Origin of the sequence: Nakamurella alba, from assembly GCF_009707545.1 — a bacterium.
GTDB classification, from domain to species: Bacteria; Actinomycetota; Actinomycetes; order Mycobacteriales; family Nakamurellaceae; genus Nakamurella; species Nakamurella alba.
This window is the reverse complement of sequence record NZ_WLYK01000012.1, coordinates 33,170-48,399: the sequence shown is the minus strand read 5'-3', so window position 1 is coordinate 48,399 and position 15,230 is coordinate 33,170. Positions and strand designations below refer to the sequence as shown.

18 protein-coding genes are annotated in these 15,230 nt (G+C 71.7%); 10 read left to right on the top strand and 8 right to left on the bottom strand.

Annotated elements, in window-relative coordinates:
• Window positions 1-8 precede the first annotated feature (8 nt).
• The 4 genes from GIS00_RS23630 to GIS00_RS23615 form a co-directional block, all read right to left on the bottom strand.
• On the bottom strand, window positions 9-1,241 hold the full coding sequence (locus GIS00_RS23630; protein WP_154770934.1) for a sensor histidine kinase: 1,233 nt from the start codon (window positions 1,239-1,241) through the stop codon (window positions 9-11).
• Between the two features lie 7 nt (window positions 1,242-1,248).
• Window positions 1,249-1,896: a response regulator transcription factor gene (locus GIS00_RS23625; RefSeq protein ID WP_154770933.1), complete on the bottom strand. Its 648-nt coding sequence runs from the start codon at window positions 1,894-1,896 to the stop codon at window positions 1,249-1,251.
• 135 nt (window positions 1,897-2,031) lie between these two features.
• On the bottom strand, window positions 2,032-2,898 hold the full coding sequence (locus GIS00_RS23620; protein ID WP_154770932.1) for a DUF6069 family protein: 867 nt from the start codon (window positions 2,896-2,898) through the stop codon (window positions 2,032-2,034).
• Between the two features lie 286 nt (window positions 2,899-3,184).
• On the bottom strand, window positions 3,185-3,901 hold the full coding sequence (locus tag GIS00_RS23615) for an SGNH/GDSL hydrolase family protein (RefSeq protein ID WP_154770931.1): 717 nt from the start codon (window positions 3,899-3,901) through the stop codon (window positions 3,185-3,187).
• Between the two features lie 103 nt (window positions 3,902-4,004).
• On the opposite strand from GIS00_RS23615, the gene GIS00_RS23610 reads away from it, so the two are divergent.
• Window positions 4,005-4,766 (top strand): mechanosensitive ion channel domain-containing protein, encoded by a 762-nt coding sequence (locus tag GIS00_RS23610; RefSeq protein WP_154770930.1) that lies wholly within the window; start codon window positions 4,005-4,007, stop codon window positions 4,764-4,766.
• Between the two features lie 114 nt (window positions 4,767-4,880).
• Here GIS00_RS23610 and GIS00_RS23605 read toward each other — a convergent pair whose 3' ends face one another.
• On the bottom strand, window positions 4,881-5,327 hold the full coding sequence (locus GIS00_RS23605; protein WP_230314069.1) for a DUF6176 family protein: 447 nt from the start codon (window positions 5,325-5,327) through the stop codon (window positions 4,881-4,883).
• A gap of 139 nt (window positions 5,328-5,466) precedes the next feature.
• On the opposite strand from GIS00_RS23605, the gene GIS00_RS23600 reads away from it, so the two are divergent.
• A complete protein-coding gene (locus tag GIS00_RS23600) occupies window positions 5,467-6,348 on the top strand; it encodes a sigma-70 family RNA polymerase sigma factor (protein ID WP_196073426.1) in 882 nt (293 codons plus the stop codon).
• Window positions 6,349-6,353: 5 nt separating this feature from the next.
• On the opposite strand, the gene GIS00_RS23595 is transcribed toward GIS00_RS23600, so the two are convergent.
• Window positions 6,354-7,364, bottom strand: a complete 1,011-nt coding sequence (locus GIS00_RS23595) for an Lrp/AsnC family transcriptional regulator (RefSeq protein WP_154770928.1) — start codon at window positions 7,362-7,364, stop codon at window positions 6,354-6,356.
• Window positions 7,365-7,505: 141 nt separating this feature from the next.
• Between GIS00_RS23595 and GIS00_RS23590 the strand changes: the two genes are divergently transcribed.
• The 6 genes from GIS00_RS23590 (at window position 7,506) to GIS00_RS23565 (ending at window position 12,005) form a co-directional block, all read left to right on the top strand.
• Window positions 7,506-8,864: a DHA2 family efflux MFS transporter permease subunit gene (locus tag GIS00_RS23590; protein ID WP_154770927.1), complete on the top strand. Its 1,359-nt coding sequence runs from the start codon at window positions 7,506-7,508 to the stop codon at window positions 8,862-8,864.
• A 90-nt stretch (window positions 8,865-8,954) separates the two neighbouring features.
• On the top strand, window positions 8,955-9,959 hold the full coding sequence (fgd, locus tag GIS00_RS23585; protein WP_322098366.1) for a glucose-6-phosphate dehydrogenase (coenzyme-F420): 1,005 nt from the start codon (window positions 8,955-8,957) through the stop codon (window positions 9,957-9,959).
• A gap of 17 nt (window positions 9,960-9,976) precedes the next feature.
• The gene (locus tag GIS00_RS23580) at window positions 9,977-10,450 is read left to right on the top strand and encodes a MaoC family dehydratase (RefSeq protein ID WP_154770926.1); all 474 of its coding nucleotides are present in this window, start codon (window positions 9,977-9,979) and stop codon (window positions 10,448-10,450) included.
• On the top strand, window positions 10,450-11,265 hold the full coding sequence (locus GIS00_RS23575; RefSeq protein WP_154770925.1) for an HpcH/HpaI aldolase/citrate lyase family protein: 816 nt from the start codon (window positions 10,450-10,452) through the stop codon (window positions 11,263-11,265). The genes GIS00_RS23580 and GIS00_RS23575 overlap by 1 nt, the downstream gene beginning before the upstream one ends.
• Window positions 11,262-11,591: a TraR/DksA family transcriptional regulator gene (locus GIS00_RS23570; RefSeq protein WP_230314068.1), complete on the top strand. Its 330-nt coding sequence runs from the start codon at window positions 11,262-11,264 to the stop codon at window positions 11,589-11,591. The genes GIS00_RS23575 and GIS00_RS23570 overlap by 4 nt, the downstream gene beginning before the upstream one ends.
• Window positions 11,592-11,627: 36 nt before the next feature.
• A complete protein-coding gene (locus tag GIS00_RS23565) occupies window positions 11,628-12,005 on the top strand; it encodes a DUF1801 domain-containing protein (RefSeq protein ID WP_154770924.1) in 378 nt (125 codons plus the stop codon).
• 22 nt (window positions 12,006-12,027) lie between these two features.
• Here GIS00_RS23565 and GIS00_RS23560 read toward each other — a convergent pair whose 3' ends face one another.
• Both GIS00_RS23560 and GIS00_RS23555 read right to left on the bottom strand, forming a co-directional pair.
• Complete coding sequence (locus GIS00_RS23560) at window positions 12,028-12,249, bottom strand: hypothetical protein (protein ID WP_154770923.1); 222 nt, start codon at window positions 12,247-12,249, stop codon at window positions 12,028-12,030.
• A gap of 81 nt (window positions 12,250-12,330) precedes the next feature.
• Window positions 12,331-13,074 carry a DinB family protein gene (locus GIS00_RS23555; protein WP_154770922.1) on the bottom strand — a complete coding sequence of 248 codons (744 nt, stop codon included), beginning with the start codon at window positions 13,072-13,074 and terminating at the stop codon, window positions 12,331-12,333.
• 80 nt (window positions 13,075-13,154) lie between these two features.
• On the opposite strand from GIS00_RS23555, the gene GIS00_RS23550 reads away from it, so the two are divergent.
• Together GIS00_RS23550 and GIS00_RS23545 are read left to right on the top strand one after the other, a co-directional pair.
• Complete coding sequence (locus GIS00_RS23550; protein WP_154770921.1) at window positions 13,155-13,592, top strand: MarR family winged helix-turn-helix transcriptional regulator; 438 nt, start codon at window positions 13,155-13,157, stop codon at window positions 13,590-13,592.
• Window positions 13,593-13,700: 108 nt separating this feature from the next.
• Window positions 13,701-15,146, top strand: a complete 1,446-nt coding sequence (locus GIS00_RS23545) for an MATE family efflux transporter (protein WP_154770920.1) — start codon at window positions 13,701-13,703, stop codon at window positions 15,144-15,146.
• Window positions 15,147-15,230: the final 84 nt, after the last annotated feature.

Genomic DNA, 15,230 nt, shown 5'->3' with positions numbered 1-15,230 from the left:
GCGGGGGGTCAGGCCCGGTCGAGCGGAACCCGGGCGGTGACGACCGTTCCCTGCGGTACACCCGGCGCGATCTCCAGTGCGCCGCCGACGGCCGCCAGCCGCACCCGGCGGGAGGCCAGGCCGATGTGACCCTCCGCGATCCGCTGCTCCAGCACGCCGTCGGCGATGCCCTTCCCGTCGTCGGTCACCGTCAGCACCGCGCGCTCCGGATCGAGATCCAGGGCCAGGTGCACCGTCCCGGCCCCGGAGTGCCGGACGGCATTGGTCAGCAACTCGCGCGCGGTCGAGAGCAGCAGTCCGTCGGCGGGAGTCTTCCGGTCCGGACCGGACACGGTGACGGTGATCTCCGGCCCGCGGCCGCCGCCGACCGATCGGGCCAGGTCGGTCAGCGCCGGCCCGAGTCCGCCCCGCTCCAGCACCGCGGGGTGCAACTGGGACACCGTCGACCGGAGCAGGCCGGCCGACTCGGCGAGCGCGTGCTCGATCCGGTCCAGGGCCACGGTGTCGCCGTCGCGGGCGTCCTCGAGATCCTGGCGAGCGGCGAGGACGTATTGCAGCGCACCGTCGTGCAGCGTCTCGGAGAGCTCCCGTTGCTCGCGGCCCTCGATGGCCAGCAGCTCTGCACTGAGACCGGCCCGTTCCGCGACGAGGTCGCCGATGGCCAGCACTCGTGAGCGCTGCAGCCTGGCGAGCAGCAGGCAACCCGCGCACACCCCGGCCAGCACGCCGGTGCGCAGCAACACCGACAGTGTGGGTTCGGTGTTCGCCTCCTGGGACGCCAGGCCGACGCCGAGGTAGAGCGCGACCGTCGGCACCGACACCCACAGGCACACCCAGGGCCGCAGCTGGGTGGCCGCCAGCACCGGCAACAGGAAGAATCCGTTGACCAGGATGTCGTCGGTCCAGGTCTGCTCGGACCGGCCGGCGATCACCGAGACCGCCGCCAGGGCAACGAGATCCAGGAAGAGCAGCATCCAGCCGTGCCGGGTGGCGCCGAGCGAGGGTCGCAGCAGCGGGACCGTGAGACCCAGCGCCACCGCGGCGTAGCCGAGACCGATCACCCGGCACACCACCGAGTCGTCCGTCGGTGGCACCAGCAGCACGACCAGGACGACGAACACCGCGAGCACGGCACGCAGCACGAGCTGGACGGCGACGCCGCGGGCGGCGTGGTCGAGCAGGGTGCCGCGCAGCGACGGATCCCGCGCGAGCCGCGCCAGACGCCGGGCCGGGTCGGTCATCCGGCCGTCACTCCAGCAGGCCCTGGCGCATCGCCTCGGCGACCGCCGCCGCCCGGTCGGACACCCCGAGCTTCTCGTACAGGCGCAGGCTGTGGGTCTTCACGGTGGACGCGCCGAGGTAGAGCTCCTTGGCGAGCTGCGGCACGGACAGGCCACGCGCGAAGCCCTCCAACACCTGTCGCTCCCGCTCGCTCAGCACCGGGGCGCTCTGCTGCGCCCGCATCCGGATCTGCCCGGCCAGCCCGGCAGCCAGCTCCGCCGGCACCACCGTCTCGCCGCGGGCGACACGCAGGACGGCATCGACGATCTCGGCCCGCTTGGCATCCTTGCTGAGGTAACCGGCGGCACCTTCCTCCAGGGCCCGGAAGACGATGGCGCTGTCGGTGAAGGCGGACAGCAACAGGATCCGGGTGCTGCCGCCGTCCCGGGTCACCGCGTGCACCACGGCGATCCCGTCCAGGTCCGGCATCTGGTAGTCGACGACCGCGACATCCGGTGTCTCGGCGGCGATCACGTCGATCGCCTCGCGCCCGTCCCCGGCCTCACCGACGATCTGGACCCGTCCGCTCTGGGTCAGCCCACGGATCACGCCGTCCCGGAAGAACGGGTGGTCGTCGACCACCACCACCCGCACCGGTGCGTCGGTCTGCGACATCGAGGTGTACCCCTGCGGACTCGGGACCGGGCGGCCGTCCGGTGCGATGTCCACAGGGTAGAGGGCCGGAGCTGCGGGAAGCAGCTCCGGCCCTCCGGTGGGACCCGGGTCGTGCAGCACGACCCGGTCCCCGTTTCAGGACCGCGGCCGGGCCGCGATGGCCGCCAGCGGGATGAGGCCCATGATCGCGGTGCCGGCCAGCAGGTTGATCACGGCGAGGGCGATCTGGGTGTGCAGCGACTCGCCCAGGGCGAACGGGGTGACCGCGGCGAGCACGGCGCCGAGCCCGGCCAGCCAGCCGAAGAACAGCATCGGGCGGGGGGCGAAGTGCAGCATGCCGTCGTAGATCAGGCCGGCGGCCAGGGCGATGACGGCGATCGAGAGCCCGTAGAAGGCAAGGTGTCCCTCGCTGAGGGTGCCGTCACCGGCCGCGGCCAGCGCCGGGATGTGGAAGATGCCGCCGGCCACCACCATGCCGATGATGCCGATCAGTGCGGCGACCGCGGCGGTCAGCACGGTGCCGACCCAGAACCGGCCCTGGTCGATGCCGGGGTTGCGGCGGGTGAACAGGCCGGTGGGCACGGCGATCGGCTCGTCGGTGGCCTTCGCGATCGGAGCGGCCGGTGCCACCGCGGCCGGGCGGTCGTCGCGGTAGCCCTGCGGTGCGGCGCTCCAGGCCGGGGCGAACCCGTCGGCCTGTGCCTCGATCCGGCGCAGCGGGGTCTGCTGCGGCGCGCGGTTCGCGCCCGTGCCGTAGCCCAGGTCGTCGCCGTAGCCGAGGTCGTTGCCGTATCCGGCACTGCCGTAGTTCCGGCCGGCGGTGGTGGCGTGCACCCGGTCCGGGTTCGCGACGTGCTGGGCGGCGGCCTGGAAGCCGGGGCGGGAGGTGCTGTAGGTGCTGCCGTACCCGGTGCCGGCAGGGGTGCCGTGGTTCCGGTCGCCGTAGCTCCGGTCGCCGTAGTTCGGGGTGCTGGCGCTGGGGGTGATGATGCTGGTGGTCATGGCGTGACCCTCCGACTTCTTCTTCCGACTCTTGCTCGTTCCCGGCCCCGTCGACCGGCTACGAGAAGTCTCCGACCTGGGCCGATCCCGGTCTGTCCGCCCGCCGGTGGGTGTGTCGGTGGACGCTCGCCTCCACCGATCGGTGGAGTGCGGTGGAGGGGCGGCCGGGATCCGACCCCGGGACCAGCCGTGGCCGTCGGACGGTCGAGCGGTCGACGGATCGCGGTGGGCGCGGGGAGCCGGGTCGGTCGGAACGGCGCCCTGGGACTGGGACGGTGCCCGGGGATCAGCCGGCGACGCGCTCGGACAGCGGCCCGATCGCGTCGGCGAAGACCTCGGCGATCGAGGTGTACCCGGCATCGTTGGGGTGGAAGTGGTCCGGGGCGAGCTTGCCCTGCCACTGAGTCGTGCGCGGTTCCCGGAGTTCGGCGACCGCCATCCCGCGCTGCTGCGCGGCACGCACAGCCAGCGCCGACATGCCGGCCGCGGTGCGGTTCGGGTTCGGCAGGGTCCCGACGACCTTGAGGCCGGGCAGGTCGGCCAACGCGGCCAGCACCTCGCGCATCCGGTCCCGGGCACCGCCGCGGTACCGGTGGCTGACCATGTCGTTGGACCCGATCAGCAGTGTGGTCAGCACCGGTGAGGGCAGCTCGCGCAGTGCCGGCAGCTGGTCGTCGAGCACGTCCTGCAGCCGGGCGCCGCTCTGCGAGAGGTTCACCAGCCGGAGGTCGGGCCGATCGGCACGCAGCAGGTCGTGGAGCTGCCCGACCCAGCCCCGGTCGTGGGCGGTCGCTCCGATGCCCTGGCTCATCGAGTCACCGAGGGCGACCCAGAGCGGGCCGCGGGCGGTCAGCGCGCCGAGGTTGTCCCGGCGCCAGGCCCGCGCGTACGGGGTGACCTGCTCCTGCACGGTCCGGACGCCGGGCATCAGCGCACCGAGCACCCGCACCACCCGGCCCGGCGGACGGCCGGTGAGGTTGGAGTAGTCGAACTGCTCTGGCATGTGTCCCTTCCCGCCCACCACGGTACGGATCGCCGGCGGTCGACCCGGCCCCGGTGATCCGGGGCTGTCGCCCGGACGGATGGTCAGCCGGAAGGATGGGGCCATGACGACGGAGCAGCACGCCCCCGACCACCCGCACCACTTCACCCCGTTGGGCGCGAAGGTCAGGGTGCGGCTCAAGCGGATCCTGCCGCCGCTGGTGCTCGCCGCGCTGGCCTACGTCATCGGTGGCGACCTCGGCGGGCTGGACCAGCCCGGGACGGCGACGGTCAGCGTGTTCGGCTGGCAGTTCTCGGCGCCGGGCGGCTGGGTGGTGCTGGGGGTGATCGTGCTGGCGGTGGTGTTCGCCGGGGCCGGCATCATCGGGGCGCGGGCGGTCGGCAACGAGCTCGCCAGGGTGAGCGAGGTCAAGGCCGGCCCGAGCGCGGGTGCCGCGGTCCGGCTGGTGGTGATCATCGGCGGGTACGCGATCGTGCTGCTGTCCACGCTGACCCTGCTCGGGGTGAGCGCCCGCAACCTGCTGGTCGGCGGTGCGGTGACAGGTGTGGTGATCGGTATCGCCGCGCAGCAGACCCTGGGCAACTTCTTCGCCGGCATCGTGCTGTTCTTCGCCCGGCCCTACGTCCCGGGGCAGCGGGTGAAGATCCGCAGCGGTGCGCTGGGCGGTCCGTTCGAGGGGGTGATCGTCCGCGCCGGGATGATGTACACCCTGATCGAGACCGACGACGAGGGCCCGGTCAACCTGCCCAACGCCGCCCTGCTCGGCTCCGCGATCGGCCCCGCGCCGGAGAAGAAGCCCGACGAGGAGACCGCAACACCCACCCCCACTGACCTCACCGCCCCCGACCTGACCAAGCACCCCTGACCGCGCGAGGATCAAGATCGCAGGCGCGTACGAAGTGGTTGACTGCTGCACCACCCGTCCCAACGGCGACATCTTCACGCGCGCAGGCGATCTTGATCCTCGCGGGTGGGAGGGTCAGGGAGTGCCGGTGCGGCCCCAGTGGGTCAGGGCGTCCATGATGTGCTGCGGCGCGAGCATGAAGACCGGCCGCAGCTCCTCCCAGCCGGCCTCCTTCACCCGACGGGCCCAGGCCTCGTGCGCCGCGTCGACCGGGTTGGACGTGTCCAGCCCGCGGCCGTCCTCGCCGATGAGTTGCAGGTGGTACATCCACTCCGACCCGTCGGCTTCGGTGTGCCGGAAGGTCGCCTCGAAGGCCGCGCGTTCGGCGGGCAGGGTGTCCAGGCATTCGTCGTAGCGGTCGGTCAGTTCCTGCATCCACTGCCGGTGCTCGTCCGCCCTGCCGGGCAGCAGCCGCGCCCGGGACAGCTCCAGCCGGAGCCCGGTGGGGACCGTCGGCGGCATGGGATGGCTCACCCGCTCGGGCCGGAAGGGGGTGTGCGGCTGCGGTTCACGATCCGTCATCACCTGATCCTGCCGGGTCACCCGGACCGGCGGCGCAGATTCGTCCGATCGGCGGCGCATGGACCGACGGCGGCCGGGAACCACCGCCTCATCCTGGTTGAACGCAACAGCCGGAGGTCCTGCGGTCGAGGAGCCTCTTGTGGCCGACCAGTTCACCCCCCTGTCCAGCACCACGTCCATGACCACCCTTGTCGACGGGTCCGCCCCCGGATCGGTCGCTCCCGCCCGCCGCGCGCTCGCCGCGGTGCCTGCACCCGGATCCGCACGCGAGGAGCGGCACACCCGGGTCCGGCAGTTGCTGGAGCAGATGGTGGCGTCCACCGACCCGGCCACCAAGCGGCGGCTGATGACCCGGGTGATCACCGAGCACCGCGGCGCGGCGCGCGCGGTCGCCGCCCGGTACCGCGGAAAGGGTGTCGAGGCCGCGGATCTCGAGCAGTTGGCCTGGCTGGGCCTGGTGAAGGCGGCCCAGCGCTGGGAGCCCGGGCACTGCGACGACTTCCTCCAGTACGCCGTCCCCACGATGACGGGGGAGATCAAGCGGTACTTCCGTGACCACTCGGCGATGGTCCGGCCGCCGCGCAAGCTGCAGGAGATCCGGGCGGCGATGACCGCTGCGGACGCCGGGCGGCAGGGCGAGCCGCACACCGACCTCGAGCTGAGCGAGATCGTCGGCGTGCCGGTGGGTTCCATCCGGGAGGCCCGGGAGGTGGCGGCGATCTCGTACCCGGTGTCGCTGGACGCCCCCGATCGCACCGGGCAGGAGAACGGTCGCCAGCTGGCCGCCGAGGACGACGGGTTCGGCGCGGTCGAGGATCGCATGGTGATCGCCGACATCATGGCCGGACTGACCGAGCGTGAACGCCGGGTGGTGGACCTGCGGTTCACCCGCGGGCTGTCCCAGTCCGAGATCGGCAAGCTGATCGGGGTCAGCCAGATGCAGGTCTCCCGGATCCTCCGGGTGATCGCCGAGAAGGCGAGAGCGACGGTCGCCGGGCAGCAGCTCGCACTCACCGCCTGACACGTTCATACCGGCACGGAAGGATCCCGTAGTCCACTGCCCTCCAGCAGCGACCCGGCTTGCTTCAGCCGGCGCAGCACCGGCACCACCTCGAGATGACGCAGTCCCGGGCCGAGACGTCCGACCCGGCCGGTGAAGTCGTAAAGCGAGTCGAGATCGGCGTGGGTGGAGGCGGCCATCAGGTTCGCCGACCCGGTGGTCGCTGCACAGAAGCTGACATCGCTTTCCTGGCCGAGTATCTCGCCGAACTCGTGGACCCGGGCCGGCTCGATCTCCAGCCAGTGCATGACGTCCAGCGGGAATCCCAGCCGGGCCGTCGCGAGATCGACGTCCAGGTAGAGGGTCCCGGTGCCGATCAGGTGATCCAACCGCCGGGTGACCCGTCCCGCGGTCCACCCGGTCGCTGCCGCCAGCGCAGCCACCGGTGTCCGGCCGTCCCGGCGCAGCGCCGCCAGCATCGGCTCGTCGTCGGCGGTCGGTTCGGGGGCCGGTGCACCGTGGTCGACGACGGGCCGGTGCTCGCGCAGCAGCGCCACGGCCCCGTCCGCCAGGTCGCCACCGAATCCCGACCAGTCGTCCTCCTGCCCGGCGAACCGGTGCAGCACCATCATCGCCTGCAGCGACAGCACCTCGGCAGTGCGGGGCAGGCGCCGGAGCAGCAGGTCGTCGCGCTGGTCGCGGGTGCGGGCCCGGATCGAGGCCATGATCTCGGCGCCGCCGCCGGTGAGTGCCACCCAGGCCACGTCGTCCCGGGCGGCGAGGGCGCGCGCCACCGCGCGGGCCGCGTGCGGACGGCAGGTGAGCCGGACCGTCCAGTCGACCTGGCCCAGCCGCCGCGGATCCACCAGGCCGATGACGCGGACCACGCCCTCCCCGCGCAACCGCTGGAACCGGCGGGACACCGTCTGCTCGGACACCTCCAGTGCTCGGGCCAACAGGTTCATCGGAGCTCGCGGGTGGATCTGGACGGATCGGATGATCCGCCGATCGAGATCGTCGATCGGTGCCTCGCTCATGGAGGAAATCTACGCCAGATGCATTCTGGCTGGAGTCGAGCCGGGAAGCGCCAGATCCTTGTCGACGTTGCCGCACGCCGTGCGGCCCGCCGTGGCCGGCGACACGGTCGCGGCCCCTGTGCACTCTCAGGAGCACTTCTCATGCGCAAGTGGATGCCACTGGTCGTGGTGTCGTTGGGCACCTTCATGCTGCTGGTCGACGTGACCATCGTGAACGTCGCGCTGCCGGACATGGCCCGATCCCTCGGTACCTCCTTCTCCGCCCTGCAGTGGGTGATGGACGCCTACGCGCTCACCCTGGCCGCCCTCCTCCTCGGCCTGGGCGGCGTCGCCGACCTCATCGGCCACCGCATCTCCTACATCGCGGGCCTGGGTGTCTTCGCCCTGTCGTCGCTGGCCTGCGCGCTCGCCCCGGACTCCGGCGTGCTGATCGCCGCCCGCGCGGTGCAGGGCATCGGCGCGGCGGCGATGTTCGCCACCACCTTCGCGCTGCTGAACAGCTCCTACAGCGGCCGCGACCGTGGCACGGCCTACGGGGTCTGGGGCGCGGTCAGCGGCGCGTCGGCCGCGGTCGGCCCGATCCTCGGCGGCGTGCTGACCCAGGGCCTGTCCTGGCACTGGATCTTCCTGGTCAACCTGCCGGTGAGCGTGGCCGCGATCGCCCTTGCGATGAAGGCACTTCCGGCCGACGTGCGACAGCGGGATCGGCGGATCGACCTGCCCGGCATCGCGGCGTTCACCGTGTTCGCCGGCTTCCTCACCTACGGCCTGATCGAGGCCGGCACCGGCTGGGGCCGGCCGGTCGTGGTTCTCAGCTTCGTGGTCGCCACGGCCGGACTGATCGGCTTCGTCGCCCGCGAGGCCCGGTCCGCCGACGCCATGGTCGATCTCGCCCTGTTCCGCCGTCGCGGTTTCGTGCGCACCCTGCTGGCCGCGCTGGTGCTCAACTTCGCGGCTTTCGCAGCGCTGACCTACGCGTCGATCTGGCTGCAGGCCGTGCTGGGGCTGTCGCCGGTGCAGGCCGGGCTGGTCAGCCTGCCGATGGCCGGCGCCGCCTTCCTGGTCTCCGCGGTGATCGGCCGGCACCTGCACCACCGGGCACCCGGCCCGATCATCGCCGCCGGCCTCGCGCTGATCGGCATCGGCGCCCTGCTGGACGCTCTGATGGTCGACGACAGCTCCAGTTGGCCGGCCCTGCTCGCCGGCCTGGTGGTGACCGGGCTCGGCGTGGGCCTGGCCACACCCACCTTGTCCTCCGCCGCCATGGGTGCGGTCCCGGTGCAGCGCGGCGGCATGGCCGCCGGCATGGTGAACACCATGCGGCAGTTGGGGTTCGCCATCGGCATCGCCGTGCTGGGCACCGTCTGGACCGCGCAGGGCGGCGCCGCGACGGGGCTGTCGGCGGCCTTCCTGGTGGCCGGGATCACCGGCGTGGTCGCGGCTCTCATGGTGCTGGCGCTCGGCCGGTCGCGCACCGCGAACGTGCCCGTGGCCGCCTGACGGACCCTCGACCGGGCGTGCAATAGTGGGGTTTCGGCCGGTCCCGGCCGTGGCGGCCGGTGAGGCCGGAAGTGCCGGAAGGATCCTCAGGTGGAACTCAAGCTCGGGTACAAGGCGTCGGCGGAGCAGTTCGGTCCGCGTGATCTGGTGGAGTACGCGGTCCGCGCGGAGCAGCTCGGCCTGGACAGCGTGTGGGTCTCCGACCACTTCCTGCCCTGGCGGCACGAGGGCGGCCACGCCCCGGCCGCCTTCACCTGGATGGCGGCGGTCGGCGAGCGGACGAAGCGGGTGCAGATCGGCACCAGCGTCACCACCCCGACCTTCCGGTACAACCCGGCCGTCATGGCGCAGACCTTCGCCACCATGGCGCTGCTCTTCGACAACCGCGTCATCCTCGGCGCGGGCACCGGCGAGGCGCTCAACGAGATCGCCGTCTCGGGCCGCGAGTGGCCGGAGTTCAAGGAGCGTTTCGCCCGGCTGCGCGAGTCGATCACGCTGATGCGCAAGCTGTGGACCGAGGACTCCGTCGACTTCGACGGCGAGTACTACAAGCTCGTCAACGCCAGCATCTACGACCGGCCGGACACCCCCGTCCCGGTCTACATCGCCGCCGGCGGCCCGCTGGTCGCCAAGTACGCCGGCCGCTCCGGCGAGGGCTTCATCTGCACCTCCGGCAAGGGCATGGACCTCTACACCGAGAAGCTGATGCCCGCGGTGGCCGAGGGTGCGGAGAAGGCCGGCCGCGATGCGAGCACGATCGACAACACCATCGAGATCAAGGTCTCCTACGACCGCGATCCGGAGAAGGCGCTGGAGAACACCCGGTTCTGGGCGCCGCTGTCGCTGACCGCCGAGCAGAAGCACACCGTCGACTCGGCGGTGGAGATGGAACGGCTGGCCGACGAGCTGCCGATCGAGCAGGTCGCCAAGCGCTGGATCGTCGCCTCCGACCCGGACGAGGCGGTGGCCCAGATCAAGCAGTACACCGACGCCGGACTCAACCACCTGGTGTTCCACGGGCCGGGGCACGACCAGGAGCGCTTCCTGACGCAGTTCACCGAGGACGTCGTGCCGAAGTTGCGCGAGCTGGCCTGACCCGCTGGACTGCCCGGATGCGGGAGATCGTGCAGCGCGGGCTGTGGTTCGAGGAGTTCGAGCCGGATGTGGTGTACCGGCACAGCCCGGGCCGCACGGTCACCGAGGCGGACAACGTCCTGTTCACGACGTTGACGATGAACCCGCAGGCGCTGCACCTGGACGAACCCTGGTCCGCCGCGCAGGACTTCGGCGGTCGGCTGGTGAACAGCATGTTCACCCTGTCGACGCTGGTGGGGCTGTCCGTCGGGCAGCTCACCCAGGGCACCATCGTGGCCAACCTGGGGTTCGGTGCGGTGTCCTTCCCGACCCCCGTGCGGCACGGCGACACCCTGGTCGCGGAATCCCGGCTGGTCTCGAAGCGCCTGTCCCGGAGCCGTCCGGGTCAGGGCGTGGTGGTGCTCGAGCACACCGGGCGGAACCAGCACGACGAGGTGGTGGCCGTGGCCGAGCGGTCCGTGATGATGCGCTGTCGGCCGGCGGAGGCATGATGACGGCTGTGCACCCCCTCCCCGGACCGGCCCTGCTGTTCTGCCCCGGCGACCGTCCTGACCGGTACGGCAAAGCGGCGGCAGCTGCCGACGCGGTGATCCTCGACCTGGAGGACGCGGTCGCGCCGCTCGACAAGCCGGCGGCCAGGCAGGCCCTGGTGGCCGCCGCGCCCGATCCGGCCCGCACCCTGGTCCGGATCAACCAGGTCGGCGGGGAGCACTGGCGGGCCGACCTCGACGCCGTCGCCCGGACCGCGATCCGTCTCGTCGTGGTGGCGAAAGCATCGTCGGCGCAGGACCTCTCGGCCGTGCTCGATGCGGTGCCGGATGCCCGGGTGCTGGCGTTGTGCGAGACCGCCCGCGGCGTGCTGGCCGCACCGGAGCTCGCTGCGCACCCGGCCGTCGCCGGCCTGATGTGGGGCGCGGAGGATCTGGTCGCCTCGCTCGGCGGCACGTCCAGTCGCCGCCCGGACGGCGGGTACCGGGACGTGGCCCGCGCCGCCCGCTCACAGGTGCTGCTGGCCGCCGGGGCGTACGGGAAGATCGCCGTCGACGCCGTGCACCTGGACATCGCCGATCTCGACGGTCTCGCCGCCGAGGCGGAAGATGCTGCGGCTTCCGGCTTCTCGGCCACGGCATGCATCCACCCGACGCAGGTCGCGGCGATCCGCGCCGCCTACCGGCCGTCGGCGGAGCGGGTGGAGTGGGCGCGTGCGGTGCTCGCCGCGGCCGAGGGTGCGCCCGGGGTGTTCCGGTTCCGCGGGCAGATGATCGACGAGCCGGTGCTCGCGCAGGCCCGCGGCCTGCTCGGGTGACCGACCTGGAGCGGCTGCGGCAGCAGGCGCTGGCCGACATCGCGGCCGTGGATGCCGATCTCGCCGCCTTCCGCGCGCTGCGGTCCGATCACGACGACGACGAGCACGACCCGGACGGCTCACCGTTGTCGGCCGAGTGGTCCCGGCTGGAGAGCCTGCGGCAGGCAGCTGCGGCGCGGCTGGCCGGGCTGGACGACGCCATCCGCCGGGACGGCGCCGGCACCTACGGCGTCTGCGAGCGCTGCGGCCGGGTCATCCCGCCCGGTCGGCTCGAGGTCCAACCCACCGCCACCCGCTGCGTCGACTGCGCCGACCGGCGGCGGTGAACCACGAAAGCTGCTCCGGGAGAAGGGAAGTGCCGCATGGCCGAGAACGTCGACCGCTACCTGGCGGAGCTCGAACATCCGCTCCGCGCACAGGTGGTGGCCCTCCGCGCCGCCATCCTCGCCGTCGATCCACGGATCACCAAGGACGTGAAGTGGAATGCGCCGAGCTTCGGTCGTGCAGGGGAGCACCGGGTGACCTTCCGGCTGCACCCGGGTCGGCGGATCCAGGTGATCCTGCACCGGGGAGCCGCGGTGCGGGCCGACGCGGCCACCTTCGTCTTCGACGACCCGACCGGGCTGATCGAATGGCGCGGGGACCGCGGAATCATCGCGCTCTCCACGGCCTCCGAGGCCGATCGACACACCCAGGTCGTCGCCGACCTGGCGCAACGGTGGATCACCGCGACCACGTGACCGTGTCAACGGGGCCACCACTTCAATCGGCCACGCCGAGCGGTTCCTTCCAACCCTGCACGGTCAGGTCGGAGTGGAAGGACTTCCCGTCCACCAGGGTCACGATGCTGGTGGACGCCGGGAACTCGGGATGGGTGGTCACCGCGATCACCTGGTCGAGATTGATCAGGGCGTCCTCGATCCGTCCACGCAGGTACTGCTCCGCGTACTGCTGTGACGGGCGGACGGTGACGAACCGGCTCATCGGGATGTCCTCTCGCTGGTCGGCCGGGCGCCGACACGTCGACGGCGAGGAGTCGCCCGGTGCGGCCGCTGATACGCCGATCTACCGGTCCTGGCCCAGCAGGATGTCCAGGTCCCGCTCCGCGTACTTCCGGTGGTACCACTCCTCGATGAGGATGGTGGTGAGCACCTCGCCGACCGGATAGTCCCGCGGCTCCGGGAATCCCGGGCCGTCGACCGGGACGGTGCGGGAGGCGAGGTACTCCGGGGTCAGCCCGTCGATCACCTCGCCCATGGTGCGCACCCGGTCGGCGCGCAGCGCCAGCACCTCGTCCAGTGACGGGCGGACGTCCCGGTCCCACGGCACCTCCGGGTCCGGGGGCATCTCGTCGAACGGCAGGTCCAGCGGGTGCCACGGCCGGGGATCGCCGAGGATCACCCGGCTGATCCAGATGTCGGTGGCGAAGAGCAGGTGTCGCAGGGTCTGCACGAACGACCACTCGCCGTCGACCTGTTCGTGCAGCTTCTCCTCCGGCAGTGTGCGCGCCTTGGCGACCGTGTCGGCCCAGAGCGACCCGAGCAGGTCCCACGCCTCCCGGTACCCGGCCGGGTCGGCCGGCCGCATCTTCACCCGCAGCGGCTCGCGCCGGTCGAGTTCGGCTTCGATCAGCGGCCCGACGTCGACGCCGTTGATCCGCAGACCCTCGACCGCGCCCTCGATGTCGACCTCGCCGATGAAGGCGCCGCGCATCCGCACCTTCCACAGCATCGGCCGGATCACCGATACGTCCTGGATCAGCGGTGCGGTCACCGTGCGGTCGGTGATGCGGAACGGCGGCTCGGTCATCACCTCATCCTGACAGCGTTGTGACCCGAAGAACAGTTCGAGTATTGACAGTTAGAACTCTAACTCTTAGAGTTCTGAACATGGACGCACCGGAACTCACCACCCCGCTCGGACTCCTCCGTTGGATCGGATGGGCCCAGCGCAAGGCCGGCGAGGACTGGATCAGGGAGCGCGACATCAGCTTCGAGCAGGGATTCGTGCTCGGCTACCTGGTACAGCACCCCGGTGCGATCCAGCGCGACATCGCCGAGGTGAGCCGGACGACCGCGGCCAGCGTCTCGAGCCTGCTGCAGGGACTGGAGAAGCGTGGCCTGGCCGAGCGGCGCACCGAGGAGGGTGACGGGCGCAGCAAGAAGGTCTACGCGACGCCGGAGGGTGCCGAGCTGATCGCCGGGTTCGACGCGGCCATGGCCGCGGCGGACGAGACGATCCTCGCCCCGCTCGACGACGGCGAGCGGGCCACCCTGCACGCACTGCTCACCAGGATCACCGCGGAGCTGCCCCGCCCCACGCGGTAGTCGCCCGCACCACCCGGCGCCGGATCCGGCGCCGGCCCCAGACCCCATGCCCACACGTGCCGACCACCGGTCGGGGCGCGCTGGACCCTGCCCGGAAGAAGGCGCGTCATGAACACGAAGAAGAGCACGACTGGGAACGACCAGGCGGCAACAACAGTCAGGACCAACCGCTGGTACCTGTCCGCCGCACCGATCCTGCGGGCCCTGGTGCACCTGTGCGTTCCGATGGCCGCGGCGATGATCGTCGGCGCGGTCTACAACGTCATCAACGCCGGTTTCGTCGGCGCCCAGCACGACACCGCGCTGCTGGCCGCGATCACCTTCGGCACCCCGCTGCTCGGCCTGGTCATGGCCGTCGGCGGTGTGTTCGGGGTGGGTGGCGGTGCGCTCATCTCCCGGTTGCTCGGCGCCGCCGAGCAGGAGCCCGACAAGGCCGGTGACATCAAGCATGTCGCCTCGTTCGCGGTGTGGGGCTCGGTGATCACCGGTGCGGTGCTCGGCGGGATCGGGCTGCTCCTGCTCGACCCGCTGGTCTCGCTGCTGGGCGCCGACGACGCCTCGAGGGCTGCCACCGGGCAGTACGTCGCGGTGATGCTGGCCTTCGTCCCGGTGCTGGCCGCGGCCTTCTGCCTGGAGCAGCTGGTCCGCGCCGAAGGGGCAGCGCGCCAGGCGATGATCGGCCTGATCGCCTCGGTGATCGCCAATCTGCTGTTCGACGTGCTGTTCATCCTGGTCCTCGGCTGGGGTGTGGCCGGCGCCGCCGCTGCGGTCGGCCTGTCGAACCTGGTGGTGGTCGTCTACTTCGTGGTGTGGCTGCAGCGAAGGAGCGAGCACGTCGATCTGGCGCCACGCTGGTTCACCGTGCGGGCGTCGGTCCTCCAGCCGGTCTTCGGGGTGGGCGTGGGCGAGCTGCTCCAGTCGTCGTTCCTGATCGTCACCTCGCTGGTGCTCAACAACCTTGCCGCGGCCTACGGCGACAGTGCACTGGCCGCCATGGGTGTCGCCGTCCGGATCGCCCAGGTTCCCGAGTTCCTGGTCATGGGCGTCACTCTCGGTGTGCTGCCGCTGCTCGCCTACTCCTACGGCAAGGGCGACAGGTCCCGGCTGATGGCCGCGGTGCGGGCCTCGGCGCTGACCGTCGGCGCGATCGTGCTGCTGTCCTCGGTGCTGGTGTTCGTCTTCCGCGAGCCGCTGTTCTCCACCTTCTCCGCCGACTCCTCGGTGCTCGCGATCGGGATGACGGTGCTGGCCGCCCAGCTCGTGGCGATGATCGTCAACGGCTTCACCGGCCTGCTCACCTCGCTGTTCCAGGCCACCGGCCGCGCAGTCCCGGCCATCGTGATGTCCATGGCCCAGGGGGTGCTGTTCGTCCCCATCGTGATCCTGGGCAGTGCCTGGTTCGGCCTGGCGGGCATCATCTGGTCCCTGACGGCCAGCGAGATCCTGGTGCTGGTCATCGGTCTCGGCCTGTGGCTGGCCTGCCGCCGGGGCATCGACCGCGGGTTGGCGGAGGGCAGCCCGGAGCGGGCCGAGGCCGTGCTGGAGGCCGCCTGATCCTCGGCCCTGATGCCATAGCGCCGTCGTAGGACCGACAGTCCCAGGACCGGCCGACCGCTGGCAGGCCGGCCGGTCCCGGGT